Here is a 26,604-nt window from a genome sequence, read left to right on the forward strand (position 1 = left end):
AAAGTCTTTTATGCGGTGTTCAATAACAGTTCGTTTATTTTCACCGACATCAGTTAATAGAAAATAGTGCAGTTTGAATCAAGCGGTGCACACCGGTCTCCGTTTTGCTTTGGGTATACTCATATTCTTGCCCTTTGCGTTTATATCCCATTTTTGTGTAAGATATATTCACATCATTTATTGCAGTATTATTTTTCGTATAGGAGATACTCTGTGCCGTGGTGGTAAGACTCTGCCCTACCATTGATTTGCTTGTCCCTTTCAGATCCTGAGATGACCCAACAATAGAACTGGAACTGCCGGTAATACTCTCTGTGTGACCAGCAATCGTCAAGCTTGACGCGGGAGCTTGCATATTAAGTTTAACACCGCTGTTAATGGTAATAGCCAGTGGCGAACTAATAGTAATCCCCCCCAGAACATTTTCATCCCAACTGCCGGTGATACTGCGCTTTACATTCCCTTTGATATCCTCAGTTAAATTCCCTGTGATATCGATATTTACATTCCCTTTGATCTCCTGATGTTTATTGCCATCGGTTCGGTGTTGCATATTGCCCTGAATATGGATGTCCTGATCTTTTTCAGCTGAAATCTTCATATCACGTTCAGAGTGCAAAGCGACTGACTCCCCCCCAGTGCATCATCAATCAGCAAATAACTGGACTTATCTGCAGAACCGCCTTTACTGCGAGTCATTATTCCCATGCGGGTTGCATCCTGGGGCAGATTAAGCGGCGGCTGATTGTCTTCATTATAAACTCGGCCAATAATCATTGGGCGGTCAGGGTCCCCATTAATAAAATCAACAATGACCTCTTCCCCTACTCGTGGTACTTGCACTGCACCATATTTCCATCCTGCCCATTGACTGGATACGCGGATCCAGCAAGAGCTGCTGTCATCCCCCTTTCCATAGCGGTCCCAACGAAAATGTACTTTTACTCGCCCATAGCGATCAGCCCAAATAGTCTCATTAGCGGGTCCGGTCACCACCGCTGTTTGCGGCCCAAAGGTACGTGGCCATAGGGTTTCACACGTGGGATGCCAAACAGTTGATGCAGGTACGACACTGAAAATGGTGCCGGATTGAGCAGAGATGAAATCTGCCGAGACATCCCCACTTTGCTGATAATCACACTCGATGCTCACCACCAGATAGGTTTTACTCCCAGAATTCCCACCATGATCCACTGAAATTCGTTGTCCTGGGACCATCGCGCCAGCACAAGCACGTGCTTGCCCTATAATCTGATATTGGCTCGCAGCAAATGCTTGTTGGCGCACTCGAGTATAAGTTTCACCATGTTTGCTATCGGTATAATGCCCTGCCCAATCAAAAATACTCACGGCTTCAGGGGCTTGAGAACCTGGGTTCTTTCTGGTCTGTAGCAGGCTGGCACGTGGTTTACGAAAATCATAATCATCGGTGCTATATAGCGCAGGGCCAATGATATCCTCTTCCCGCCAATCATAGATCCCAGCGACTTCATTACCCTTGTTATCTGCAGGAGTTAGCGCAAGTTTACTCACACCAGTAGCCTCATGTGCCTGCGGATGATCAGCAAGTACCATCACATGCTGATTGGACTCATGGCGGAAAAAGTAATAAATGCCTTCATGTTCCATCAAACGGCTAATAAAGGAGAAATCACTCTCCTGATACTGCACACAGTACTCCCACTCACGGTAGGATTCTAATAATTTACTTTCTAGTAATATATTGTGGCGATTGAGGAATTCCTGCACAATTTCTGGTACAGACTTTCCTTGCCAAATAGAGCAGTCGCGACCGCAACTTAAGTACCATAATGCCGGTTGCAGGGTAAGATCGTAAATATAATAATCACCGCGAGTCGTTGCGTGAATTTGTCGTGATACTGAGGTGATAACGCCACTAATATACCTTGCGGGTTGCCCCTCATCTTCAATATAAACGGACAGCGGCGTCCCTAAAAGGTCACGCTGGTCAACTTCAGCGGAAGAATTCAATAATGTCAGATTATATTTATAGAGTGTCGAAAGCGACTCACTACCGATTAAACGACTAAAAATCCATTCATCAGATAATTTTTTTGAGTTTAACTTGATCGTTCTTCGCATTAATTTCCACCACTCAGTTATCCATTTAACTTAATAAATATAATTTTTACATAGTGCTAACGGCAGCTCGCGATAGTCAAGAAAAAAATCAAACATATAATTAATTCATTGAATTCAGCACCACATGTAAATATCAAATTAATTTGAATTTTCGCACAAATTAAAAATCAACTCATTGTTATATAGTTATTTTTTTATTTTTACATATAAATTAGAAATCAGTGTACTTGTAACAAAAATAACAAAATGTAAAAATTAGTAATAAATAAAAAGTAATAATCACAATGGAGAAATATATATTTATCCCTTGACATCGATAACCTCGCATTATAACAATCCTATTCTGTGATTGTTTTTTATAATCATTATTATCAATGCAGGCATAACTCTGCCACTAGCATTGCACCTATATTAATCGAGGCAAAAATATTGCAATCTCGTGCGGTAGCTATGGTGGAAAGTAACTTATAAATATTATTTAACTCATAATAAAGTCATGGGTTAATACATAGAGCAATATATGGGTGAATAGATTTAACAACGTATCATTGGATTATTTTGGTGAAGCCATTTGACATCAGGATCAGTCACGCCTGTCAAAAATCGGTCACGTATATATCCTGGAAGTGTTCATTTCATTCATTTACAGCATATTAAAAATACTGCTAACAAATGAATTTTAGTCAAAATAACAGGATGTATTTGATGAAAATTGTAAAACCGTTACATCTGAGCATACTTCAGCGACCTTTCACCTTGCAGGGGCAGCATCATCTAGGTGTTTCCGTTTTGGTTCTGGCAGATATGGAGGAAACGCCACATTTATCTCCTGAAGCAGAATTGTGGAAACTTGTTAGCGAGGAATTAACCACGAGTGGAGGTCTCCTCGACCTTGCAATGCCTAAAAATTGTGCTGAGTTTCTCGCGACGGGTAACGCATATACCCATCATCAGAGTGATAAAACAACTTGTGCAGTAAAGATCCAGCTCGATATCCTTGAAAAAACCTTAATTGTTACCGGTGATCGCCACTGGGTTCAAGAAAGTTCCACTGAGCCATTACCCTTCACAAAAATGGGGCTTGGTTGGAGTAATGCGTTTGGCGGGCCACAATTTGTCGAGAACCCATACGGCGTAGGTGTCGCCCCTGAGCAACCCAACCCTAATGTGCATCAGAAACTGCCAAATATTGAATCGCCACAGGTTAGATTAACCTCTCCTCACCAAAATATTTTACCCGTCAGTTTTGACGCAATCGATATTACTTGCCCACGTCGTTTTACTCGCATTGGTAAAAACTATGATGCCGACTGGTTGGAAAATGATTTTCCCGGTTTTGCCAAGGATATTGACTGGCGCTTATTTAATATGGCGGAGAGTGATCAACAATTTCCTCAATATAATGAGTTACCTCCCCAAGCGAACTACTGTATCTGGAACATGCACCCCACTCAGCCACTCCAGCAGGGCAAACTTCCGCCCTGGCGAGCCCGCTGTTTTGTTAATAGCCTACGTGATGGTGAAGAGAAATTTGAAGAGATCACCATGCGCCACACCACGGTCTGGTTCTTTCCGCACCGTGAACAGATGGTATTAATTTATCAGGGGTATATTCGTGTCAGCGAAGATGATGCAACCGACATTCTGGAATTGATGCCAGCACTGGAAATTATCAACCAGCCACGCTCCTCAATTCACTACTATCAAGTGCTACAACAGCGATTGGATAAAGAAAAAGGTGCCCTATTCGCATTTCGTGAAAAAGATTTGCTCCCTGAAACAGCTATTGCCACTGGTCTGAACGCCCATTCATCTCATACTCAAAGTCCGATACATGAAAATATATCAAATTTTGAACGTCATCAGCACGAATATTACCGTCTTAAGTTAGCGGAGGAAGGAAAAGATATTGAACAACTATTTCCTACCAGTAAGGAGACGACTCCCCCCTCGTTGGAACAACTGCCAGATTATGCTGCAAAATTAAAGCAACAAGCTGATGTATTGGAACTACAGATTAATAATGTGGGCCAGGCTGACCTATTTGCTCCGGAAAAATCGTCCAATCCTCACATGCCGTTTTCTGGTGCAGATAATTATCATCAGCAACTCAATCTGCTCTACAAGGGGGTAGGGAAAAACGATGAGAAAAGTGTGGCTCAGACTGAACAGACATTGTTTCAAACCTATCTAATGAGTGCTCAGGCCCAAGAACCAGCAACACGGCTAACCGGAAATACAATAGCAATAGTGCGTGACTATGTGAGTGCCGTAATGGCCAGAGATAAAAATCTCAGTGGTATAGATTTAACAGGAGCCGACTTGGCTGAGATGGATCTACGTCATGCTAATCTACGGGGGACATTACTTGAAAATGCTAATTTATATGGATGCAATCTTGAATATGCTTCTCTCCAGGAAGCTATGCTGGCACGGGCTGATCTCACTAACGCTAATCTGAGCCACACCCATTTAGAAAATGCATCTTTAGCATTAGCACAATGTGAAAATACTAATTTTACCTCTTCTCGTCTGATTGGAACTAATATCCATAAAACCTTATTTAAAAATTGCAATTTCACTGACGCCCTTCTGGAAAATTTGTTCGGTGACCAAACTATTTTTATTCAGTGCTTATTTCAGCGGGCCAATATTATTGATACCACCTTTATTGAACTCGAACTCAATGGTATGAGTTTTATTGAGGCGCAGATGAAAAAAGTCAGTTTTATCAAATGCCGTCTGCTGGAGTTCAATTGTAGTCACGCTCAGATAGAGAACGGTTGCTGGGTAGACACAAAAGCCATCGGCAGCAGTTTCCATGCAGCACATCTTGTCACCTGCTCTTTTACCGCTGGCAGCGACTTGGCGCAGGCCGATTTTAGTGATGCCACACTAAAACAATGTAATTTACGGCAGACCCCCTTACATCAAACCAGCTTTGAGCGGGCACGATTAGATAATAGCGATCTTTCGGAAGCACAGTTGATCAAAGCAAATCTACAATATCTGAACGGTAGTGGCAGCCTTTTTATCCGCAGCAACTTCTCTGAATCCCAACTCATGAATGCCAATTTGATCAGCGCGATAATGCAAAAGTCTATTTTAAGCGGTGCAGACCTACGCGGGGCCAATCTATTCCGTGCGGATATATCGCAATCACGTTTTGACGATATAACTAACTGGGATGGCGCCTATACCGAAAGCACCAAAATGCAGCCGCGTATCAAAGGAGAAAGCTGATGAGACTCAGTGCAACTCAGTTACAGCAACAAATAAAGCGTGGCGAATATGTCAGTGGACACAATATTGTTGGACTACAACTCAGCGGTATGGATCTTTCCGGCGGGATCTTTTCTGAACTAACAGCAACCGGGGTTGATTTCAGTCACTGTAATTTAAACGAGGCAGTATTTGATAACTGCCAACTGACTGATTGCGTATTCAACCACGCAAATATTATTAAAACACTGTTCAATAGTTGTGAATTAAGTCATGCCACATTTTTGGAGAGCCAATGTGAAGAAGCCATTTTTCACCACTGTACGTTAAATAATGCCGATTTTAGTGCGCTAACAATTAATAAAGTGAGTTTCACTGATAGCACTCTCTGCGGCAGCAACTTCACGGCAGGAAAATTAGAACGAACGACCTTTAACCAAACTGCAATGAGCGATGCCCTTTTAAATGATTGTCAGTTGAATCTTGTCACTTTTTTCCGCCTGGATTTACGCAATACACAGACCCTTGGTGCCCATTTTGATCAGGTCACTTTCTTCGAATGTGACCATCGTGGGAAAAGTTACGCAGGTCAACAATTGCAGGCTTGTCAATTTACCCATAATCAGTTGGACGATACTGATTTCAGCAATGCGCTATTGCGCCAAAGCAACTTTAAGGGAGCCTCTTTGCAACGCGCCAAGTTACATACAGTACAGGCTCAACAAACACTGTTTATAGAAGCCAACCTGACCGGGGCGCAGTGTCAATATGGGGAGTTTGATCAAGCAATATTCAACGGGGCGACGCTAAATAATGCCAGCTTTCATCAAGCGCGCCTTTTCCAAAGCCTGTTCCATTATTGTCAGGCAGAACGCTGCGATTTCAGTAAAAGCTATCTAGTTTACGCCGATTTTTCTTACGCCAATATTAATGAGGCAAACATGAGCTATGCCCATCTCATGCACACACGCTTACACGGAGCCAGGCAACAGCAAACGCACTGGAGTGATCGTAGTGGCGTATTAGAAAGGGATGAAGCGTTACATACCGCCGAAATCTGGAGCTCAGAACGCAAACTTTGATCCCCCATACTCAAGAGGCAACGCCATGAATACAGTCACAAAAAACCATTCAATCAGTAGCTTACTACCACAACAAACAGCAGGTTTGATTGCAGACAAGCTACCTGATGGCAGTTTGCTAGTGCAATATTCGAGTCAGGGTAGAGTTTGTCGTCAGGCAACCAGTTGCCTGGTGATGCCGAATATTGGTGATACGGTTCTGGTCGCCGACGCTGGTCAACAATTTTGGGTTATCGCGGTGTTGGAGCGAGCCGATCCAGGCACAGTGACACGCCTGAATGTGGTGGGTGATCTACAAATAGAAACACCCAGTGGTTCGCTGATATTACATAGCACTAAACAGGTCAAAATCAGTAGCGATACGCTGGCGATACAGGCACAAAGCGCTGACTGTAATATTGACAAAATGGCTTACAGCGGTAACGAGTTCTCTGGCTTTATTAGTCTGGTTCGTCTGGTCGGTAAACGTTACGAATCCTTATGGCATTCAATCATTCAAACCAGCCATACCTTATTTCGCCGAGTGCGTCAGATCGAACACGTACGTGCAGGACAACTTGATCTTCAGGCCGAGGATTATGCACGTTTGCATGCCCGTAACCTGATCATTACGTCAAAAAATATCACTAAACTGGATTCAGAACAGATCCATCTTGGATAAGGAATAACTATGTTTGCCAATACCCAAATGATGGGCATGGATATTGCGTTACCTGACGTTTGCTTAACGCCCAGTCCGCTTCCACTCCCCGTACCTTACCCAAACTTTGCATCGGCGCAGACAGCTATCCCAAATGCATTCAATATCTTATTCGTCGGTGCACCTGCGCACAATATGGCGACAATAATACCATTAACCAATGGCGATAGCCCTGGCGTTGCGGGTGGAGTCGCTTCCGCGACAGTGATGGGGCCATCACGCCATCTGTCCGGCGCATTCTCAGTATTGTTAAAAGGTTCACCCGCTACTCGACTCACCAGCAGCAGCCTACAAAATTCAACTAACGCTTCGGGTTCTCGTATGGTTCCAAGTCAGTTCAAAGTGCTGATCCTTGCCTCCTAACTCAATCCAAAAACCCTTTACAGCAGTAAAATTATAGTAAAAAGACAGAGTTAAAACCGAAAAATTCATTGATAAATCAACCAGTAACTTCCAGCGGCAAACACAAATAGCAACGGAAAAACATCATGAGAAAACCACATACTGCCTCAAGATGTTTGCATCTATTGCTAATCATTCTTGGTTTTATGCTACTGAGCAGTTGTACGTTTTCGTCCCCGGACGGCCCGCCTATCTACTGTTTGGTATTCGATGCCGATCGTCAGGTTAATACGGGAGTACAGCGACATCCCTTACCGATAAAGATACGCACACTGCTACTTCGTTCTGATGCAGAGTTTATGGATGCTGATTTCTTTAGCTTGCAAAACGATGCCCCGAACGCTCTTGGTAATAGCCTGCTGAGCAGCGATCAGTTCTTTCTGACGCCAGGGCAGAGAGGAAAAAAGCTACAGGGACAAATAGCACAAGATGCCCGTTACATCGGCGTTATTGCCGAATACCAAATCCTGAATGCTAAGGTTTGGCGCCTTTCCCTGCCGTTATCTACGATGCCCACAATAGATACCGACCAAGAGTGTCAATCTTCGTCAGATGGGCGGGGCACATATATCGTTGCGGGTATTGAGGGCTTGAAAACCATCAACACAAATGAATAGTAATCGGCTTTCTAAGGCAAGGAACGTATTTAATTATGATAATGAAAGAAGCTCATAAGATCGTTTGGACTGAAGGAATGTTTTTACGCCCACACCATTTTCAGCGGGCAGAACATTATCTGGAACATTACATACGCGCCTGGGGGCAAGCACACAATGGTTATTTCTGGGGTTTTTTAAATCTGGAAGTAGACCAAGAACTGCTACAGCAGGGCAAAATCGCACTGACTGAGGCTTGTGGCATCATGCCTGACGGAACGCCTTTCAACTTCAGCGGGGCACAATATGCGCCCACACCACTCGTGATAAAAACGAGTAAAAACAGTGAGAAAGTGGTACTGGCACTCCCCAGCCAACGTGCTGGTCGTGAGGAGATCATTTTTCAGGAGAAACCCGACGCACTAGCCCGTTATCTCGCGTATGAAGCGGAGGTCGATGATCTGAACGAGGTCTCCGTTAGCAGCACCGAGTTGCAATTTAGCTCCCTGCGTCTGCGTCTGATGCTGGAAAGCGACTTAAGTGCCGAGTGGACAGCATTAATTGTGGCGGAGATACAGGAAAAAAGTGATCCCCCCCGATTACAACTGGAAAAAAACTGCATTCCCCCAACACTTAATTGCCAAAACAATCACCAACTGAAAACCTTTATCAATGGTCTCGCAGGGCTGCTGCTGCAACGTAGCCTACAGATGAGCCTGCGCCTTCAGCAACCTGAGAACCGCAATAGTTCAGAAATGATTGATTTCATGCAGTTACAGTTGATTAACCGCTATGTGGGGCAAGTCAATCATGTCTCCCAGCTCAGTCATATACACCCGGAACGCCTGTTTGCCGAGTGGCTACAATTTGCCACTGAGCTGGCCAGTTTTTCTTTACAGCGTACACCTGATGCTCAGTTACCCGTGTATGACCACAACAATTTGGCTTATTGCTTTGGCGAACTGATGCTACTGCTGCGCCACGGGCTGTCAGTGATATTGAAAGACAACGCCATCCAACTGGCGTTGGTTGAGCGCTCCCCAGGGCTCAATGTCGCCATCATACAAGACGCAGCTATGATACGGGATTTCGATTTTGTTTTGGCAGTACGCGCTAATGTCACGGCTGACGTGCTATTGGCACATTTTCCGGCACAAATGAAGATTGCCCCCATCACCCAGATCCGCGATATCGTGCAGTTACAACTCCCAGGCATCAAGTTATGCAACACCTCAACGGCACCGCGTCAAATCCCGTACCACTCAGGCTATACCTACTTTCAACTAGAGAAGAGCGGTGACCTGTGGGAACAGATGGAACAATCCAGTGCTTTTGCCCTGTATTTGGCTGGTGATTTTCCTGGCATGAATATGGAATTTTGGGCCATTCGCAACCATACGGACAGGTAACCATGACTCAGGAAAAAACTCAATTAGTCTCTGGGAGCAATTCGCTGGTCTCTGCGGCCAGGCCGCTGCTGAATATTATTGCTAAAATTCGCCAGTCAGCGACCCATGATAACCCGACACAATTACGCCAACATTTGATTGAAGAGATCAGGCGTTTTGAACTTCGCTGCCAACTCGACAATCTGCCGTATGAAATCACTATTGGTGCACGTTATTGTTTGTGCACTTCACTGGATGAAGCTGCCGCGCTGATGCCCGCCTGGGGAGATGACAACATCTGGTCAGGGAATGGGCTGCTGGTCACTTTCCACAATGAAACCTTTGGCGGCGATAAGTTTTTTGATCTGCTCGCCAGGTTATCGCAAAACCCACACAAATATATCGAATTACTGGAGTTATTAAATTACTGCCTACTGCTCGGATTCAAAGGGCGTTACAAAGTCATGGACAACGGCCATTCACTGTTAGAAACGCTGAAACAGCGCCTGCAACAGCGCATTCGTTTGGTGCGTGGCGGTTATAGCGAGCTACTCTCTCCAGATGCCCAGACGTTTTCGGTTCAACAAAAACGCAGGAAGCCTAAGATGCCATTGTGGGCGAGCACCAGTCTCACCGCATTCCTGGCCTCACTACTGTTCATTGTGTTGAGCTGGAAGTTGGATGATGCCACTCGCCCAGTGCTGGCATCAATTTACCAGGTAGCCTTACCACAGTGGCTCACTCCCTTACCTATACCAGCAGTCTCCCCAGTATTAAATCTGGCGAACTTCCTGCAGGAAGAAATTGCCAGTGGGATGGTGGTGGTTCGTACCGATGACAAACAAAGTGTCATTGCTCTCAGAGGAGACGGGCTGTTCGACTCCGGTATGATCACAATACGCCCCGCCTACAATCAGGTCATTAATCACATCGGCAACGCACTGAACGGCGTCAGCGGTAAGATCATGGTCACGGGTTATAGCGATAATGTCCCTATTCGCAAATCAACCTTCACGTCCAATTCAGCACTTTCATTGGCCCGAGCAAATGCAGTCGGAAGCCAATTGCAAAAATACCTTGATAGTGCACAACGGGTAAAAACTGAAGGTCGTGGTGAAGCCAATCCGGTAGCCCCCAATGACAGCAAAAAGGATCGGGCATTAAACCGTCGGGTTGAAATTACATTATTAGTTCCGCCGGAAAATACGAAAACGGAATTGAATAAATTGCAGTAAAGGAACAATCAAAAATGTTAAAAAAATTACTCTCTATCCTTACCAATCGCTTGGTATGGGGAACTGTCGGCATCTCTATTTTGGCATTAGCCATTTGGATATTCGGCCCACAGGTTACTATCGGTAAAAGCCAACCCATGAAGTTGGAATTGAACCGCATCATTATCATCAGTGTCATCTATCTTCTCTGGGGGCTTTGGTACACTATTTCACGCCGTAATCGTGCCGCTTCCCCGCGTAATTTGAATGTCACTGATGCTTCATCAGAGAAAAATAAAAACCAGGAAGAACCGCAGCAAGAGAGTGACTTGACGCAGCGTTTTAACGAGGTGAAACAACGGCTGAAAAAAGCCTATTTCTTAAACCATACCGGTAAATTCCGTTGGATATCCTGTTTCAGTCAACACTATTTGTACCAGCTACCCTGGTATATGGTCATCGGCGCACCAGGTGCTGGGAAAACTACTGCGTTGGTCAACTCGGGGCTGAATTTTCCTTTGGCGGACCATATCAACCCTTTATCCCTGCACAATACCGGCGCTACCCGTGATTGTGACTGGTGGTTTACGAACGACGCCATACTGCTGGATACTGCGGGCCGTTACAGCATCCCCCATGGTCAGTACGATGAAAATACCGACGAATGGAAAAGATTCGTCGGTTTACTGAAAAAATATCGCCCTCGCCAGCCCATCAATGGCGTAGTCGTCACTATCAGTATTTTGGATCTGCTCTCTGATAGCCCCGAATCCTTGGCTAAACAGGCCAATGAGCTACGCAAACGACTGTTATCACTTGACGAACAACTGGGCATCCGCTTTCCGATCTATGTCATCATCAGCAAGAGTGATTTACTGCAGGGTTTCTCCGCTTATTTCGGTAATTTCGATAACAAACAACGTGATCAAATCTGGGGCTTGGTATTCCCTTATGAGGCTTCTAATCAGCCTGATTTCCACCTCGGCCATGAGTTTGAGCACCAATATGCCCTGCTGGAACAGCGACTCATTGATGCATTACCGGATACTCTGCTGACTAATCACTCAATGAATCAACGTGCAGAAAGTCATCTTTTTCCTCAACAATTTTCTGCATTACGCCCATTACTTCGTCAATATCTGGACACTTTATTCGTTACGTCAAGCTTTGAAACCCGTTTTATCCCACGCGGCATCTACTTCACCAGCGCGACTCAAGAAGGTTTACCCATTGACCAGGTGATGGGCGAATTAAGTCACTATTTACAGCTCTCTACTGCGGGCAGTCACGGCGATAGTTCGCCCCTTACGGCGGGCCTCCCCCAAAAGCGTTAGAGCCGCCCGTCCCTAAACAGAGTTTTTTTCTGAAAAAAATGCTGGAATACGTTGTTTTTCGAGAGGCGGGACTGGCCAGCAGTAACAAATGGTGGGAATACCGTAACCGCGCACTTCACTGGGCGGGCTATATTCTGTTAGCAGCAATAGCGACAACATTAACTGTTTTATGGAGCAGTAATTACATCGACAGCAAAACCTACCTGACAGAGGTCAGAACCAAGGTGGCATCACTCGAGCGCCAGGGGCAAAAACTCTCACCACCGAAGCCAGAAGATATGCTCTCCATACTGCCATTTCTTGACAGTGTGCTGTCCCTGCCAGAAAGTCAGGATTTCCCGCTAAGGAACCCGCCGTTCACTTATCATATGGGCCTCTATTCAGGTGATGAAGTGAGTACAGCCAGTAATAAGTTGTACCAAAAAGCGCTAAAAGAACTGCTATTACCCCTGTTAGTTCAACAAATTACCAATACCCTGCGTAACGACCCACAAAATGATGTGGAGTTCAGCTATGAAGCACTGAAAGCGTACCAAATGCTATTTCTATCGGAGCGGTATGACGGTAAGTATTTGCGCTCTTGGGTGATACTCAACCTACAGCGCAACTTGCCGCAAGGGGTTCCACAAATACTGTTACAGCGGCTTGAATGGCACCTGAGCCAGTTGCTTGACAATCAGACTCAGATTTCACCCTACACCAAAAATCAACTGTTAGTGGAGCGAAGCCAGGCGATTATCAACCAGGTTCCATTATCTCAACGGGTCTATAGCAGACTAAAACGCCAGCTTAAACGCCAATGGCTCAGCCAGGCTGAGATCAAATTAGTGAACTTATTGACTCTGGCGGGGCCGCAAGCCGAGTTAGTCTTCTCCCGCAAGAGCGGTAAACCTCTGACGGATAGTGTGTCGGAGCTATTTACCCCACAAGGTTGGTCTGCATTCAACAAAGATATTGACCGCGCCGTCGATACACTGCGGGAAGAGGATACTTGGGTATTGGACAGCGGCCCAATAGAGCAAAAAAGGGCTATTTTGATTACCACTATACAACAGCTGTATATGCAGGAATTTATCAAAAACTGGGATGAGTTATTAAACGACATTCAATTGACAAATATTAGCAACCTGGAACAACGAATTAGTAGCGCACGCTTATTATCCAGCCCTCACTCTCCTTTGCTTAATTTACTGATGAACGTCAGTAAAAACACCCTGTTGCGCACTGACGCCCGCAACGGACTACTCGATAAAACCAAAAGCAAATTGAACCAGAGTAACAACCCAACATTGGATGTATTGTTTAATTCCACAACAGCCAATATTGGTGATGATATCGCGACTCAGCCTGTGCAGGCCATTAGGGCACATTACGCCCCATGGTTAGAGTTGTCTCGCAGTCAGGAGCAGGGTAATAAAGCCATTCCGTTCGATAATATACTCAAACAAGTGGATGAACTGTATAACTATCTGACTGCGGTGCAAGGGGCGACCAACAGTGGTATCGCAGTTCCACCAAGCGATATTATCTCACGTCTACAGGCAGATTCAGGGCGTTTACCCGAGCCACTCAAATCAATGTTGTTATCGCTAGCAGTGGGCGCGAGTAGCGACACTCAACATAAAGAGATGGAAAATCTCAAGCAGCGTATTAACTTCGAAGTGAGCAGTTTCTGCCAACAGGAAATAGCCAAACGCTATCCTTTATCCCCTCACGCCAAACAGGAAATCACGCCTGACGATCTGGCCCATATATTCGCCCCCAATATTGGCCTGATGGACAAATTCTTTCGCGACAATTTACAAGGGAAGGTGGATACCAGACAAAATAACTGGGCTTTTACCCCAGGAGTGGATGGCAAAATACTCCCTAGCAGCGGCAATATCCTGCAATCATTCCAACAGGCACAACAGATCCGTAATACTTTTTTTGCCGGCAGCACTCCTGCACCATCTTATCGCGTAACAGTACGCCCGGTGCGGATGGATAGCGACATTCTCAAGCTAACATTGGATATTGACGGGCAGCTGTTCAAGTATAGCCATGGCCCACTGGTGCCACTGGTAGTGACCTGGCCGGGTACACGTAATACTGACATGGTATCTCTACAATTAACGCTGGCTAATGGCTCTAGTGCTAATTTAACCACCAGCGGTCCGTGGGCGCTGAACCGTATGGTTGATATGGCGCAACCCTCTGAGGGCAGCAATAATCAATTGGCCTTCAATGGCAAACAATCCACCTTCAATATAGACGGTCATCGAGTCACACTGGAATTCATCGCAAACAGTATCTATAGCCCCTTTCAATTACCGGCTTTCTCCTGCCCTTAAAGCAACTTGCCTCTTGCGACAACATATGAAACCTAACCGACTAACCACCTGATAAAGGCGATTTAAAGCATGACGTCTGAATTAATCAATAAGTTGCTATCCCCCATAAATACAGCAAATCCTTGTGGGGAAAACTTAGAGTATGATGCTGATTTTTTGGCCTTGGAGCAGGCTTTTATAGGCAAGGCCGAACAACAATTTGGCGATACGATTATCCCCGCACAAACACCAGATTGGATGTTGGTTGAAGGTTTGGCCTGCAGTCTACTGACACGCACTAAAGACTTGCGCATCATGTTATATCTCACCCGAGCCTGGACTCAATTACGGGGCCTAGAGGGTTATGCCGATGGGCTGGAGCTAATCTATCAAACACTGGAAAACTATTGGAGTTCTCTATTTCCATCACTGGAGTTTGGGGGGGAAATCGACCCACTATTACGCACCAATGTGCTGGCAGAATTGGGTGATAAATCCATCCTGGCAACCTGTGTGTATAACAGCACTCTATTAAAAGAGACGGGCAGTGAAATTTCATTGCTAGCCGCGAGTGACTTACTTAATGGCAATAATCAAGATAATCCGAATTTCCCAGGGGGGCGCACACGTCTACAGAGCGAATTAATGCGCCAACAGCAATCTGTAACTCAACTGATTACCGACATCCCTCGATATCTTGTCGCTATCCACAAGCAGGTAACGCAACATTTAGGGGAAGCGGCGCAACCAGAATTTAATAATTTATTGAAAAAATTCAATACTATTGCTCAAGCCTGCCATCCGCCTCCAACCAGCCAACAGCCGCCAATGGCAACACAGCAGCTATCCATATTAACCCCACAAGCCACGCCAGCAGCATTCGACTGGCACGGTTTGCAAGTTCAATCACGCGATGATGCGCAACTGCTACTCGAGAAGGTAAAAAACTATTTTTACCTTTATGAACCCAGTCATCCGGCGCCATTGATGATCGATCGGGCGCAAAAACTGATAGCCCTGGATTTCATACAAATCATTCAAAACCTGATCCCCAATGGCCTTAGCCAGTTGGAGACCATTCTGGGCCAAACTTATGGCGAGGATCATCACTAATCATCATTTTTATGATGATCCTTTTTGGCTTATCAGTGCCCGAGCTAAATGCTCAATTCTCGTAACCCCGACCAGCAGACGGCGGGATAAACTTTTAATCATTATCTGATGTTAGATGGAGTGAATTATGTCCGGACAAAAATTCATCGCCCGTAATCGTGCACCACGTGTACAAATTGAATACGATATTGAGCTATACGGTGCAGAGCGCAAAGTTGAATTACCATTCGTCATGGGAGTTATGGCCGATTTGGCCGGAAAATCTACCGAACCTCAGTCAAGTGTTGGTGAACGCCAGTTCCTCGAAATCGATATCGACAACTTTGACGAGCGCATGAAATCACTCAAACCGAGAGTCGCCTACCAGGTAGACAATACCTTAAGCGGTGAAGGTAAGCTGAATATCGATCTGAGTTTCGAAAGTATGGACGCGTTTTCTCCCGCTGCTATCGCCCGCAAAATTCCAGCACTGAATCACCTACTTGATGCGCGGACTGAATTATCCAATCTGCTCTCCTATATGGATGGCAAGAATGGAGCAGAGGAACTGATCTCACAAATACTGCAAAATCCCGAGATGCTGAAGTCCCTTGTTAGTGCTCCCAAACCTGAAACCGAAGACAACAATAGTGACGACAATAAATCTGAGGAGTAATTAATGAACGATTTACAGTTGCAACAGCCATTTCAGCAAGCGACGGATATTCTATCCAGTGATGATTTCAACGCGCTGTTGAGTAAACAATTCCGACCAAAAACTGATCAGGCTAAAGAGTCAGTAGAAAATGCGGTGAAAATATTGGCTCAACAGGCGCTGAAAACAACGGTCTCAATTTCATCAGATGCTTATCACACCATTCAGGCATTAATTGCTGAGATTGATGAAAAACTATCACAACAAATCAATCAGATAATTCATCACGAAGACTTTCAAAAAATAGAGGGGGCATGGACTGGGCTAGACTTCCTGGTGCGCAACTCCGAAACTGATAATATGCTGAAAATACGCTTTATGAGTATTTCCAAGCAAGAGTTAGGTCGTACATTAAAACGGCATAAGGGTGCTGGCTGGGATCAGAGCCCGATATTCAAGAAAGTCTACGAGGAAGAGTATGGTCAGTTTGGTGGGGAACCCTTTGGTTGCCTGGTGGGAGATTACTATTTCGACCACAGCCCACCCGATGTGGAGCTGCTGGGCGAAATGGCGAAGATTGGTGCCGCATCCCATTGCCCGTTTATCACTGGCACGTCGCCGAATGTGATACAGATGGAGTCTTGGCAGGAGCTAGCCAACCCGCGCGATCTGAGCAAAATCTTCCAGAATACTGAATATGCCGCCTGGCGCAGTTTGCGCGAGTCTGAAGACTCACGCTATTTAGGTATGGTAATGCCACGTTTTCTGGCACGGCTGCCCTACGGTATCCTCACTAACCCGGTGGATGATTTCAACTTTGAGGAGAATTGTCACGATGCGGCACAGGGCAATTATGTTTGGGCAAATGCTGCCTACGCGATGGCTGTCAATATCAACCGATCATTCAAAGAGTTTGGTTGGTGTAGCGCAATACGTGGTGTGGAATCCGGCGGTGCCATAGGGGAGTTGCCATGCCACACTTTCTCAAGTGATGATGGCAGTATGAATGTACAGTGCCCAACAGAAGTTGCCATCAGTGATCGCCGAGAGAGTGAACTCGCGAAAAATGGTTTTATGCCGTTGGTGTACCGCAAAAACTCCGATGTGGCTGCATTTATTGGCGCCCAATCATTACAAAAGTCAGCGGAGTATCATGACCCAGATGCCACAGCCAATGCGCACCTCTCAGCCCGCCTTCCCTATCTATTTGCCTGCTGTCGCTTTGCGCACTACCTCAAGTGCATTGTGCGCGATAAAATTGGCTCTTTCCAAGAGCGTGAAGACATGGAACGTTGGCTCAATAACTGGATCATGAATTATGTTGATGGTGACCCAGTTAACTCCTCACAGGTAGTCAAATGCCGTAAACCACTGGCGGCAGCTGAAGTCGTCGTCGAGGAAAACGAAGATAACCCCGGATACTACAGTGCCAAATTTTTCCTGCGTCCACATTATCAGCTAGAAGGTTTGACGGTATCCTTGCGCCTGACATCAAAATTACCTTCGTTAAAACAAAATAATGCTTAAGTACTATCTCTAATTGATTATTATTAATTAGATGTTCATATCTCGTATATTTATATATGTTAATAACTCTAATTAAAATAAGACTGCATAGATACATTAATATGCAGTTTCATATGCCATGATTATGGCAAAATCGGCGTGTAATATCAGAGAGTTAATGGGAATAGACCATCCTATTTACTACCCTATTAACACTACTGAAATTAACTGCCAAATCGATCTATCCAACCATGATAAAGGATAACACTATGAGTGAACTTAATACCGATATGTTTATAAAAATTAGTCATGTTAAAGGTGAATCCAAAGAAAAATCATATAATGAAACAATAGCTATTAACTCTTTTTCCTGGGGAGCTACACAACCGGGAAATATGGGCAGTGGTGGTGGGGGAGGGGCTGGTAAAGTGGTTTATCACGACTTGCACGTTAATGCTTTCATCGATATAGCAAGCCCAACAATGCTGAGATTCTGCACTACGGGCAAACACATAGATCAAGTTGTGTTATCTGCTTGTAAAGCAGGGAATGCTGGAGCAAAATTTGAATATTTAACTATCACCTTAAAAGAAGCCTTGATTACGGCCATGCAATATACTGGGCCTGGTCATAACGGACAAGTTGGTATGATTTATACTTTCCAAGCTGCAATAGTAGATCAAAAGTATACTGAGCAAACAAAGGATGGGGGTCAAGGTGTAGGTAAAAACTTTGGATGGAATATCAAACAAGGCGTTGAAGTTTAATAAAAAACTCCCCAGGGTAACACCTGGGGTTCTATTTTACATTAAAAAATAAAATATAATAATTGAATCATTAGTCACATTTTATTTACTCTAAAATTAGCAGGAATAACTTATGCAACCACATAATGAAAAAAAACAAAATAATAAGATCTGCCATGTCAATTGCTGTCATAATTTATTTTCAAGAAGCACTCTTAACAACAGTGGAAATAACTATATTTTTAATAAAAATGAAAAAACACCTTACCGCATGCTTATTGTAACAGTATCTGCTGATGATAAATGCTATATCATAAACTATGACAATATTTCCAACATATTATTAAATAATGCACCTCTGGCAGAGAGTAAACAAATGGAATTGCTACACGGAGATCGCCTCTGCATCAATAACTACCAATTACAAATCAGTCAGTTACAACAATCAAATGCAATACCACAGTCTTGCGAAAGAGAAGTTCAGGCGACAGAACTCACCGATATCAAAGACGAAAAATACAATAAAAACCTCATTGAAGATAAAATTTGGGATACTCTATTAGAAGAGTTTCCTATGCCATTTTCTGCCTCCTCACCGTTGCTGGATGTCAGCGAAAGCAATAAGATTATGCAACCCTCACCCGAACTACCCACGGATAAACCAGGGGAGAACCTGGCGGGTCATATTCATGTGCAACAGAGAACAAGTGACCCCATGGCACTGTTCGATAACAGTACTGTTTTTGAATATGAAAACTTGCTGGCAGATACGACACCAAGCGTGTTATTGGCTGAGGATAATCAACAACTACAGCACTCAATCGCCCCACCGCATACGCCAAAAAATAATAGTTTTGAAGAGCACATGATACCGAAAATTATGGATACCATACAACCAGAAAAAAAACCTTCTGTGGCACTAAACAATAAAGATATATACCAGAACAGAACCCCCATAATTATTTCCCATGCTCTACAATCCTTAAATCCAATAACATTGATAGAAGAAGTCCGTAGTACACGCAGCATATCACGGTGGCCTCTACCCTATTATCGTAAAGCAATTTTATGGGATCACTTTGTAAAATCTTATCATCAACTTATTGTCGACACGAAGAGTGGGCATCTATCTGAGCTAATTCAAGCAAGTCAACCAACGCAAAACATGACAGACCAAATCTAAAGAGTAGCCAGATACCTGAATAGATACCGCCATCTAACAAAAATATAAGAATCATAAAGATTAGCTGAATCAGGATAATTAACTATGGATGCTAAACAACTTACTCCCTATCAAGAAAACGACCTACTGTACAACTCAAATTATCCTCAACGTAAAGAGAGTCAACGACAGACATCGCGTAATAATATACTGCCGATGCTACTCACCATGCTCACCGATAACGAACCACAAAAAAAACAAGAAGCGCCCTTAAGTAATTTAATATCACACCATGAACTACGACTTCATGTATTGCACGATCTGCAACGACTATTCAACTGCATCAATAGCGAGTCGAATAATACCTTAGGGGATCTTCCTTGGGTGCAACGCTCCACTATTAACTATGGTATCGCCTCCCTGGCAGGCAAATGTATCTCAGGCATCGAATGGAAAGATATTCAGTATGCGCTAACCCAGTCGATCCTTAACTTTGAGCCACGCATTCTACGCGATGGATTGCAGGTTAGTTGTGTGACGAATAACAGCTCACTAGAACTCTACAATGTACTATCAATTGAAATTAAAGGCCGTCTATGGTGCAAACCCCACCCACTCGAATTCCTGTTTCGTACTGATATGGATCTGGAAAGCGGCCACTTCGATCTAAAAGATATAGGGTAAGCAGATGGATACAAAACTGTTGAATTATTATAACCGTGAGCTGGCTTACCTCCGTGAGATGGGTACTGAGTTCAGCGAACGCTACCCAAAAGTTGCTGGCCGCCTTGGTATGCACGGAATTGAAGTAGCAGACCCCTATATCGAACGCCTGCTGGAAGGTTTTGCTTTTCTTACCTCGCGCATACAGTTAAAGATGGATGATGAGTTTCCGAATTTCTCCCAACATTTATTGGAGATCCTCTATCCCAATTATCTTTCACCTACACCATCAATAGCCATTGCAGAGTTGCAGCCGGATATCAGCAAAGGTGACATCAGTGGCGGTTTTGTGGTGCCACGTGGAACACGGATAGACAGCAGCTCACTAAAAAAGAGCGGCATAACCTGTAGCTATACCACCGCGCATAATGTCACTTTACAGCCCATACGGCTGAAACAGATTGAACTGACCGGTATTCCAACCGATATCCCCCTTTCAACACTTGACCCACATCTCAAGCACTGTGTCAGCGCACTGCGTATCCGGCTTGAGTGCGATGAGACAGTCACGCTGAACGACATGAAACTCGACCAGTTGGTGTTCTTTCTCGCAGGCCCTGACCAACAAGCAGTACAGCTGTTGGAGTTGCTCATGCAGCACAACATTGGGGTTGTGTATCAAACGGTAGAAGAGCAGCCACAGCGGTGGTTATTGGCAAAAGAGGCATTACGCCAGGAGGGATTTGAACCAGAGCAGGCGCTATTACCAAGTGATCAACGCAATTTTGAGGGCTATCGCCTACTGCAAGAATATTTTGCCTTTCCGGCACGTTTCCAGTTTTTTAGTGTTAACGGGCTACCGAGGCAGTTAAACAATAAGAGCGCATTGCGCCAATTCGAGATAGTGGTGTTATTGGATAGCCAGAGTGAGTTTCTGGAGCGTGTGGTTGACATCAACCATTTGGCACTGCACTGCACACCGGTTATCAACCTATTCCCTAAAGTGACCGAACGCATCACAATTAATGATAAAAACCACGAATACCATCTGGTGGTGGATAATATCCATCCGGTTGATTATGAAATATTTTCTATTCAACGACTGAGGGCTAGCAAACAGGACTACACGCAAGAGTTCAACCCATTCTACCGTACCGCAAGTACCGACAGCGGCAATTACGGTGCCTACTTTTCACAACGCCGCGAACAACGCACGCTGTCCAAACATGCGCGTCAACATGGTAGCCGTAATAACTACTCGGGTTCTGAACTATTTGTCTCACTGGTCGATGAGCACCAGTCGCCTTGGAATAGTGATCTTAAATACCTGACAGCCGACGTGCTGTGCACCAATCGTGATCTGCCGCTGATGTTACTGCAGCAACAAGGTAGTTTTGAAATGCCGGACTCGATCCCTATCAAGCAGGTTTCATTGCGAAAAGGGCCAACACCGCCACGGCCTGCGTTAGCGGAGGGCGTTGTTACATGGCGGTTAATCAGCCAGCTACAACTCAACTACCTCAGCATCATGGATAGTGACCCCGAGCAGGGCGCAGAGAGTCTACGTCAGTTACTTGGGCTATACGGTAATCTCAGCGAACCGGCTGTCGCCAAGCAAATTCAAGGAATACGTCACTGTCGCTTGCGCCCGGTCTATCGCCGCATTCCCGAGCCAGGGCCAATTGTATTCGCCCGTGGTATTGCCATTGAACTCACGGTGGACGATCAAGCATTCTCCGGCAGCAGCCCCTACTTACTTGGCAGTGTATTGGAGCACCTATTTTCACGTCTGGTGGCAATAAATACCTTTACCGAAATGACACTTTCCAGTCCGCAGTGTGGCGAAATTGCCCATTGGCAAGCACGTCTAGGTAAAAGGATGCTGATATGAGCGAATTTGTGGTGGAAAAAACCTTTCATATCAACAATAAATGCCGCTTGTCACTCGATTTTTGGCAGGATCTGATCACAAGCCCTGGCCGCCATGGGCTATTTCACCTATTACGGCACATTGATGCCCGATCGGGTCAACCCTTCTTGCTGGGGCAAGCACCACTACCACGCTACGAAATACTACGTTTGGGCCAGAAGCCCCAACTCTCCTTCTCCCCCTCAATATTGACAAAAGTTAGCTCACGTAGTGGTACACAACTGCATGAGGTCTCTATTTTCAACTTTGGTCTATTTGGCCCCGATGGCCCACTCCCTCTCCACCTGACCGAGTTTGTGCACGAGAGAATACAACACCATCAGGATGACACATTACTTGCATTTGCCGACCTATTTCACCATCGGCTGATCGCACTATTTTATCGTGCCTGGGCAGATACTCAGCCTACCGTCTCACTGGATCGCGCAGACCATAAACGCTTCGACAACTACTTCTCTAATCTGATTGGTATCGGGCAGCCCGCACTGCAAGCGCGCGATAGCATCAACGTTCACGCTAAGCACTTCATGGCTGGCCACTTAATTCGCCACAGTCACGATCCGGAAGGTCTGGGCAAAATATTGCGCCACTATTTTAAAGTGCCAGTACATATTGTGGAAAATGTTCCTCACTGGTTAAGAGTGGAACCCTGTGAACGAGCCAGACTACGAGCAGGGCGCAACGCCACACGTTTAGGGGTATCAACACTCCTCGGAGTCGCGGTACGCGATATACAGCACAAATTTCGTATCGAATTGGGTCCGATGTCGCAACAAGATTACGACCAATTCCTACCAGGCTCTGCATATTGTGAGCAACTACGCGACTGGGTGCGGCAATATCTTGGTATTGAGTTGGTTTGGGAACTGCGCTTAATTCTGGCAAAAGAGGCATTACAAAACACTCAAATTGGCGGCACACAGCGCCTGGGATTAAGCAGTTGGCTGAGCAACACCAAACCACAGCATGATGTCAGCGATTTGACGTTCAGCCCTGAGCCTGATGTGCGTCAGGATTAAGAGTGATCCCCTAAAACGCATTCCATATCTAAAACGTATTCCATATCCAAAAACATCACATTAGCCAATGCATATTGGGGTAACCCAATAAGTGGTCCAATCTATCATTTTGAAAATTAAGGAAAGGCATGTCTGAAATTAACCGTTCGACATTATTTAGAAAATTGAATAGTCATTTATTTACCGGCATAGAGAATGCCACTGCTTTTTGTAAGCTGCGCGGCAATCCATATGTTGAATTGGTACACTGGTTGCATCAATTAATGCAGTCAGCGGAAGGGGACTTACAGCAACTTATTCGCCATTTCGGCCTTGATGGAGATCGATTGGCGCAAGACATCATCGCCGCACTTGATAGTCTACCCCGTGGGGCCAGCGCCATATCCGATCTTTCTGAGCACATTGATAATGCGGTAGAACGGGCATGGGTACACAGCTCACTGCAATTCGGTTCACAGAAGATCCGTGGTGGTTATTTAGTGATTGCTCTTCTGAAAACACATAGCTTGCGCTATCAACTAACCGAAATATCTGCGCTATTCAGCCAGATCAATGTTGACCAATTGGTTGATCAATTCACAGTCATTACGGCCCGCTCGTCGGAAAATGTTTCTGCACCATTGATAGCAGAAACTACTGAGCCCACGACAAGCGGCAGTGTGTTGGCACAATATGGATTGGATCTCACAGCGCGTGCGCGCAAAGGGGAGATTGATCCGGTCGTCGGACGCGATGAAGAGATACGTCAAGTTATCGATATTCTCATGAGGCGTCGACAAAATAACCCATTACTGACTGGCGAGGCAGGTGTGGGGAAGACCGCAGTAGTGGAAGGTCTGGCCCTGCGTATTATCGCAGGGGATGTTCCACCACAACTGCGTGATGTACAACTCTATCTGCTTGATATCAATATGCTGCAAGCAGGTGCTGGAGTAAAAGGTGAATTTGAAAAACGATTACAGTCAGTGATTGATGAAGTGCAATCCAGCCAAACACCCACAGTTCTTTTTATTGATGAAATTCACACACTAATGGGAGCTGGTGGTCACCAAGGTACTGGCGATGCAGCTAATTTACTGAAACCTGCACTGGCTCGTGGTCAACTGCGCACTATCGGTGCAACGACCTGGGCTGAATACAAAAAGTATATCGAAAAAGATCCCGCGCTAACCCGTCGTTTCCAGGTAGTACAAGTTTATGAGCCAAACGAAGATAAGGCGCTGCTAATGCTTCGCAGTTTTGTATCACCTTTGGAACAGCACCACCATGTACTACTACTTGATGAAGCGGTGGATGCTGCAGTACACCTTTCTCATCGCTACATCCCGGCTCGCCAATTACCAGACAAAGCAATAGCCTTGCTAGACACGGCATGTGCTCGCGTAGCCATCAGCCAACACGCAGAACCCGCTTCCGTCGAGCATTGCCGGCGTAATATTGAAGCATTGCAGATTGAACTTGATATCGCGCGCCGTGAAATTAAGGTGAGTATTGGCAACCCGCAGCGTCCAGCAGAAATTGAAGCACAACTGGTTGTGCTGCAACAGCAGTTGGAAAAATTAACTTTACGTTGGCAACAGGAACTGCAGCTAACCAAACAGATCATTGCGTTACGGGGTAGATTGCACCAACAGGAAACAGATAAAGCCAACACGAAAATAGCAGAACCGCCCTCTCCCTCCATTGATGAATTGCGCTCACAACTTAGTGAATGTCATAAACAACTGGATGAGCTACAGGGTGAATCGCCGCTGATCTTCACTGCCGTTGATGCCAATGTCGTTGCAGCTGTTGTTGCCGACTGGACAGGTATTCCACTGGGCCGCATGGTCAAAAATGAAATTGAAGCGGTGTTACAACTTTCTGACACATTGAATCAACGAGTCTTCGGTCAGCACCATGCATTGGATTTGATTGCCCGCCGGGTTCACACTTCTCGCGCCAGACTAGATGATCCCAATAAACCCGTTGGCGTATTTCTGCTAGCTGGCCCTTCTGGTGTAGGTAAAACTGAAACAGCTTTTGCTTTAGCGGAAACCCTATACGGGGGCAAACAGAACATTATTACCATTAACATGAGTGAATTTCAGGAACCACACACTATTTCCACTCTGAAAGGAGCACCTCCAGGTTATGTTGGATATGGTGAGGGTGGAGTGCTCACTGAAGCCGTACGCCGCCGCCCCTACAGCGTGGTGCTACTGGATGAGATTGAGAAAGCACACCCGGATGTACACGAGATCTTTTTCCAGGTATTTGATAAGGGTTGGATGGAGGACGGCGAAGGGCGCTATATCGATTTCCGCAATACTATCATCATCTTGACGTCCAATGTAGGGAGTGAACTAATAACCAGGTTGTGTAGCAGGCCTGATCAGATCCCTGAGCCGAAGGCACTGCAGCAAATGTTGCGCCAAGAGCTGCTTTCAGTGTTCCCAGCGGCACTACTTGGCCGCCTACTGATAACACCCTATTATCCGCTTACCGACGTAATACTGGAAAATATTGTGCGCTTACAATTGGGCAATATTCAACACCGATTACTGGAAAATCATGGAATTACCAGTACATTCAGCAACGAGGTAATCGGCCAGATTGTGGCCCGATGCACCGAAGTAGAATCCGGGGCGAGAATGGTCGACACTATTCTGACGAATACTCTTATGCCGCAGATCAGCCACACTTTGCTGACGGCCAAAGCAAATGCGTTGCGCTATCACCAGTTACACATCTCGCTGGAAAATAATACATTTGTCTATCAGTATAATACTCTCGACGAAACACACTGATAACTGGGTACTTAGCATTAACTCCTGAGCTAAGTGCCTATTTAAATGTAACGCACTGCTGAATTTCAGTAGCCACTCATCCACTGTTTTTCGTATCACTTGCCTGACGTGCAGCAGAGCAAGCCTTACGTTGCTCAGGCTCTCGGACTTTTATTATTTCACGGGTTTCGTCGACGACCGGTAACGGGAACCCCATATCGTCATAGGCCGCGAAACTGGCTAAATGATAATCTGTCAGAGGTATATCCACTGCGGCTCGAAATCCCACTTTTTCCCCTGGGGCCAAAGGGCCAAAGGTTTGTAGTTTCGGCGTGGCCAATTGACAGTTAGCCCCGACAGGAATGATAACCAGATAACCTCCGGCGACTGCAGTATCGCCGGTATTAACCAGTGTTCCGCCCACAATAAATTGACCGCCCCCGCCCGCCCCCATATGGAATAGTAAATGTACTTCCCCTTTCCCCAACAATGGCGAACTCAAGAACACCCCAATAAGGAGTATAAAACCACGCACATATCTATACCCTTTCATAGGCTTTCCCTCAGTAGCCCACATTGCTGCGGTAAAGTTATTATTGATGAATAACAAATATAAAATTATAACGGGGGAATTAAAAAGAGGCGCTTCGCAGCAAGGTAATAAACGAACACGACATAACCTTTACGCTTCTCACACCAAGAGAGAAACA

The 26,604-nt window shown here is 45.3% G+C and carries 19 protein-coding genes and 1 pseudogene; 17 read left to right on the plus strand and 3 right to left on the minus strand.

Going from position 1 to position 26,604, the window contains the following annotated elements:
* Positions 1-49: 49 nt before the first annotated feature.
* The gene (locus HRK25_RS02630) at positions 50-601 is read right to left on the minus strand and encodes a hypothetical protein (RefSeq protein WP_173361757.1); all 552 of its coding nucleotides are present in this window, start codon (positions 599-601) and stop codon (positions 50-52) included.
* A complete protein-coding gene (locus tag HRK25_RS02635; protein WP_173361758.1) occupies positions 598-2,103 on the minus strand; it encodes a type VI secretion system Vgr family protein in 1,506 nt (501 codons plus the stop codon). The genes HRK25_RS02630 and HRK25_RS02635 overlap by 4 nt, the downstream gene beginning before the upstream one ends.
* 705 nt (positions 2,104-2,808) lie before the next feature.
* Between HRK25_RS02635 and HRK25_RS02640 the strand changes: the two genes are divergently transcribed.
* The 17 genes and pseudogenes from HRK25_RS02640 (at position 2,809) to tssH (ending at position 25,915) form a co-directional block, all read left to right on the plus strand.
* Positions 2,809-5,346: a DUF2169 family type VI secretion system accessory protein gene (locus HRK25_RS02640; protein WP_032896930.1), complete on the plus strand. Its 2,538-nt coding sequence runs from the start codon at positions 2,809-2,811 to the stop codon at positions 5,344-5,346.
* The gene (locus HRK25_RS02645) at positions 5,346-6,407 is read left to right on the plus strand and encodes a pentapeptide repeat-containing protein (RefSeq protein WP_032896928.1); all 1,062 of its coding nucleotides are present in this window, start codon (positions 5,346-5,348) and stop codon (positions 6,405-6,407) included. Before HRK25_RS02640 ends, HRK25_RS02645 begins: the two co-directional genes overlap by 1 nt.
* Positions 6,408-6,432: 25 nt before the next feature.
* Positions 6,433-7,068: a DUF3540 domain-containing protein gene (locus tag HRK25_RS02650; protein ID WP_005272176.1), complete on the plus strand. Its 636-nt coding sequence runs from the start codon at positions 6,433-6,435 to the stop codon at positions 7,066-7,068.
* 9 nt (positions 7,069-7,077) lie between these two features.
* Positions 7,078-7,470 (plus strand): DUF4150 domain-containing protein, encoded by a 393-nt coding sequence (locus HRK25_RS02655; RefSeq protein WP_005272173.1) that lies wholly within the window; start codon positions 7,078-7,080, stop codon positions 7,468-7,470.
* Positions 7,471-7,655: 185 nt separating this feature from the next.
* Entirely contained in the window at positions 7,656-8,126 is a 471-nt protein-coding gene (gene tssJ / locus HRK25_RS02660; RefSeq protein ID WP_244262455.1) for a type VI secretion system lipoprotein TssJ, read from the plus strand.
* Between the two features lie 41 nt (positions 8,127-8,167).
* Positions 8,168-9,514 (plus strand): type VI secretion system baseplate subunit TssK, encoded by a 1,347-nt coding sequence (gene tssK, locus HRK25_RS02665; protein WP_032896924.1) that lies wholly within the window; start codon positions 8,168-8,170, stop codon positions 9,512-9,514.
* A gap of 2 nt (positions 9,515-9,516) precedes the next feature.
* Positions 9,517-10,728 carry a DotU family type VI secretion system protein gene (locus HRK25_RS02670; RefSeq protein ID WP_005272163.1) on the plus strand — a complete coding sequence of 404 codons (1,212 nt, stop codon included), beginning with the start codon at positions 9,517-9,519 and terminating at the stop codon, positions 10,726-10,728.
* 14 nt (positions 10,729-10,742) lie between these two features.
* A pseudogene (tssM, locus tag HRK25_RS02675) lies at positions 10,743-14,374 on the plus strand (type VI secretion system membrane subunit TssM).
* Positions 14,375-14,443: 69 nt separating this feature from the next.
* Positions 14,444-15,466, plus strand: a complete 1,023-nt coding sequence (tssA, locus tag HRK25_RS02680) for a type VI secretion system protein TssA (protein WP_099460642.1) — start codon at positions 14,444-14,446, stop codon at positions 15,464-15,466.
* 127 nt (positions 15,467-15,593) lie between these two features.
* Complete coding sequence (tssB, locus tag HRK25_RS02685; protein WP_005272151.1) at positions 15,594-16,121, plus strand: type VI secretion system contractile sheath small subunit; 528 nt, start codon at positions 15,594-15,596, stop codon at positions 16,119-16,121.
* Positions 16,122-16,124: 3 nt separating this feature from the next.
* Positions 16,125-17,627, plus strand: coding sequence for a type VI secretion system contractile sheath large subunit (gene tssC / locus HRK25_RS02690; protein WP_005272148.1), 1,503 nt, complete (start codon positions 16,125-16,127; stop codon positions 17,625-17,627).
* A 248-nt stretch (positions 17,628-17,875) separates the two neighbouring features.
* The gene (locus HRK25_RS02695) at positions 17,876-18,373 is read left to right on the plus strand and encodes an Hcp family type VI secretion system effector (protein WP_005272145.1); all 498 of its coding nucleotides are present in this window, start codon (positions 17,876-17,878) and stop codon (positions 18,371-18,373) included.
* Between the two features lie 112 nt (positions 18,374-18,485).
* A complete protein-coding gene (locus HRK25_RS02700) occupies positions 18,486-19,535 on the plus strand; it encodes an FHA domain-containing protein (RefSeq protein WP_099460643.1) in 1,050 nt (349 codons plus the stop codon).
* An 84-nt stretch (positions 19,536-19,619) separates the two neighbouring features.
* A complete protein-coding gene (locus HRK25_RS02705) occupies positions 19,620-20,198 on the plus strand; it encodes a type VI secretion system baseplate subunit TssE (protein ID WP_005272141.1) in 579 nt (192 codons plus the stop codon).
* A 4-nt stretch (positions 20,199-20,202) separates the two neighbouring features.
* Positions 20,203-22,068: a type VI secretion system baseplate subunit TssF gene (tssF, locus tag HRK25_RS02710; protein ID WP_005272139.1), complete on the plus strand. Its 1,866-nt coding sequence runs from the start codon at positions 20,203-20,205 to the stop codon at positions 22,066-22,068.
* On the plus strand, positions 22,065-23,126 hold the full coding sequence (tssG, locus tag HRK25_RS02715) for a type VI secretion system baseplate subunit TssG (RefSeq protein ID WP_032896921.1): 1,062 nt from the start codon (positions 22,065-22,067) through the stop codon (positions 23,124-23,126). The genes tssF and tssG overlap by 4 nt, the downstream gene beginning before the upstream one ends.
* A 128-nt stretch (positions 23,127-23,254) precedes the next feature.
* A complete protein-coding gene (gene tssH / locus HRK25_RS02720; protein WP_005272137.1) occupies positions 23,255-25,915 on the plus strand; it encodes a type VI secretion system ATPase TssH in 2,661 nt (886 codons plus the stop codon).
* A 76-nt stretch (positions 25,916-25,991) separates the two neighbouring features.
* Here tssH and HRK25_RS02725 read toward each other — a convergent pair whose 3' ends face one another.
* Complete coding sequence (locus HRK25_RS02725; protein ID WP_049601897.1) at positions 25,992-26,447, minus strand: hypothetical protein; 456 nt, start codon at positions 26,445-26,447, stop codon at positions 25,992-25,994.
* Between the last annotated feature and the right edge of the window lie 157 nt (positions 26,448-26,604).

The sequence above is a fragment of the Yersinia bercovieri ATCC 43970 genome (assembly GCF_013282745.1).
Taxonomy (GTDB): domain Bacteria; phylum Pseudomonadota; class Gammaproteobacteria; order Enterobacterales; family Enterobacteriaceae; genus Yersinia; species Yersinia bercovieri.

What these genes read in the sequence shown, in the direction of transcription:
- HRK25_RS02630 (WP_173361757.1), bottom strand. Translation starts at nt 601, where the DNA reads ATGAAGATTTCAGCTGAAAAAGATCAGGACATCCATATTCAGGGCAAT.
- HRK25_RS02635 (WP_173361758.1), bottom strand. Translation starts at nt 2,103, where the DNA reads ATGCGAAGAACGATCAAGTTAAACTCAAAAAAATTATCTGATGAATGG.
- HRK25_RS02640 (WP_032896930.1), top strand. Translation starts at nt 2,809, where the DNA reads ATGAAAATTGTAAAACCGTTACATCTGAGCATACTTCAGCGACCTTTC.
- HRK25_RS02645 (WP_032896928.1), top strand. Translation starts at nt 5,346, where the DNA reads ATGAGACTCAGTGCAACTCAGTTACAGCAACAAATAAAGCGTGGCGAA.
- HRK25_RS02650 (WP_005272176.1), top strand. Translation starts at nt 6,433, where the DNA reads ATGAATACAGTCACAAAAAACCATTCAATCAGTAGCTTACTACCACAA.
- HRK25_RS02655 (WP_005272173.1), top strand. Translation starts at nt 7,078, where the DNA reads ATGTTTGCCAATACCCAAATGATGGGCATGGATATTGCGTTACCTGAC.
- tssJ (WP_244262455.1), top strand. Translation starts at nt 7,656, where the DNA reads ATGCTACTGAGCAGTTGTACGTTTTCGTCCCCGGACGGCCCGCCTATC.
- tssK (WP_032896924.1), top strand. Translation starts at nt 8,168, where the DNA reads ATGAAAGAAGCTCATAAGATCGTTTGGACTGAAGGAATGTTTTTACGC.
- HRK25_RS02670 (WP_005272163.1), top strand. Translation starts at nt 9,517, where the DNA reads ATGACTCAGGAAAAAACTCAATTAGTCTCTGGGAGCAATTCGCTGGTC.
- tssA (WP_099460642.1), top strand. Translation starts at nt 14,444, where the DNA reads ATGACGTCTGAATTAATCAATAAGTTGCTATCCCCCATAAATACAGCA.
- tssB (WP_005272151.1), top strand. Translation starts at nt 15,594, where the DNA reads ATGTCCGGACAAAAATTCATCGCCCGTAATCGTGCACCACGTGTACAA.
- tssC (WP_005272148.1), top strand. Translation starts at nt 16,125, where the DNA reads ATGAACGATTTACAGTTGCAACAGCCATTTCAGCAAGCGACGGATATT.
- HRK25_RS02695 (WP_005272145.1), top strand. Translation starts at nt 17,876, where the DNA reads ATGAGTGAACTTAATACCGATATGTTTATAAAAATTAGTCATGTTAAA.
- HRK25_RS02700 (WP_099460643.1), top strand. Translation starts at nt 18,486, where the DNA reads ATGCAACCACATAATGAAAAAAAACAAAATAATAAGATCTGCCATGTC.
- HRK25_RS02705 (WP_005272141.1), top strand. Translation starts at nt 19,620, where the DNA reads ATGGATGCTAAACAACTTACTCCCTATCAAGAAAACGACCTACTGTAC.
- tssF (WP_005272139.1), top strand. Translation starts at nt 20,203, where the DNA reads ATGGATACAAAACTGTTGAATTATTATAACCGTGAGCTGGCTTACCTC.
- tssG (WP_032896921.1), top strand. Translation starts at nt 22,065, where the DNA reads ATGAGCGAATTTGTGGTGGAAAAAACCTTTCATATCAACAATAAATGC.
- tssH (WP_005272137.1), top strand. Translation starts at nt 23,255, where the DNA reads ATGTCTGAAATTAACCGTTCGACATTATTTAGAAAATTGAATAGTCAT.
- HRK25_RS02725 (WP_049601897.1), bottom strand. Translation starts at nt 26,447, where the DNA reads ATGAAAGGGTATAGATATGTGCGTGGTTTTATACTCCTTATTGGGGTG.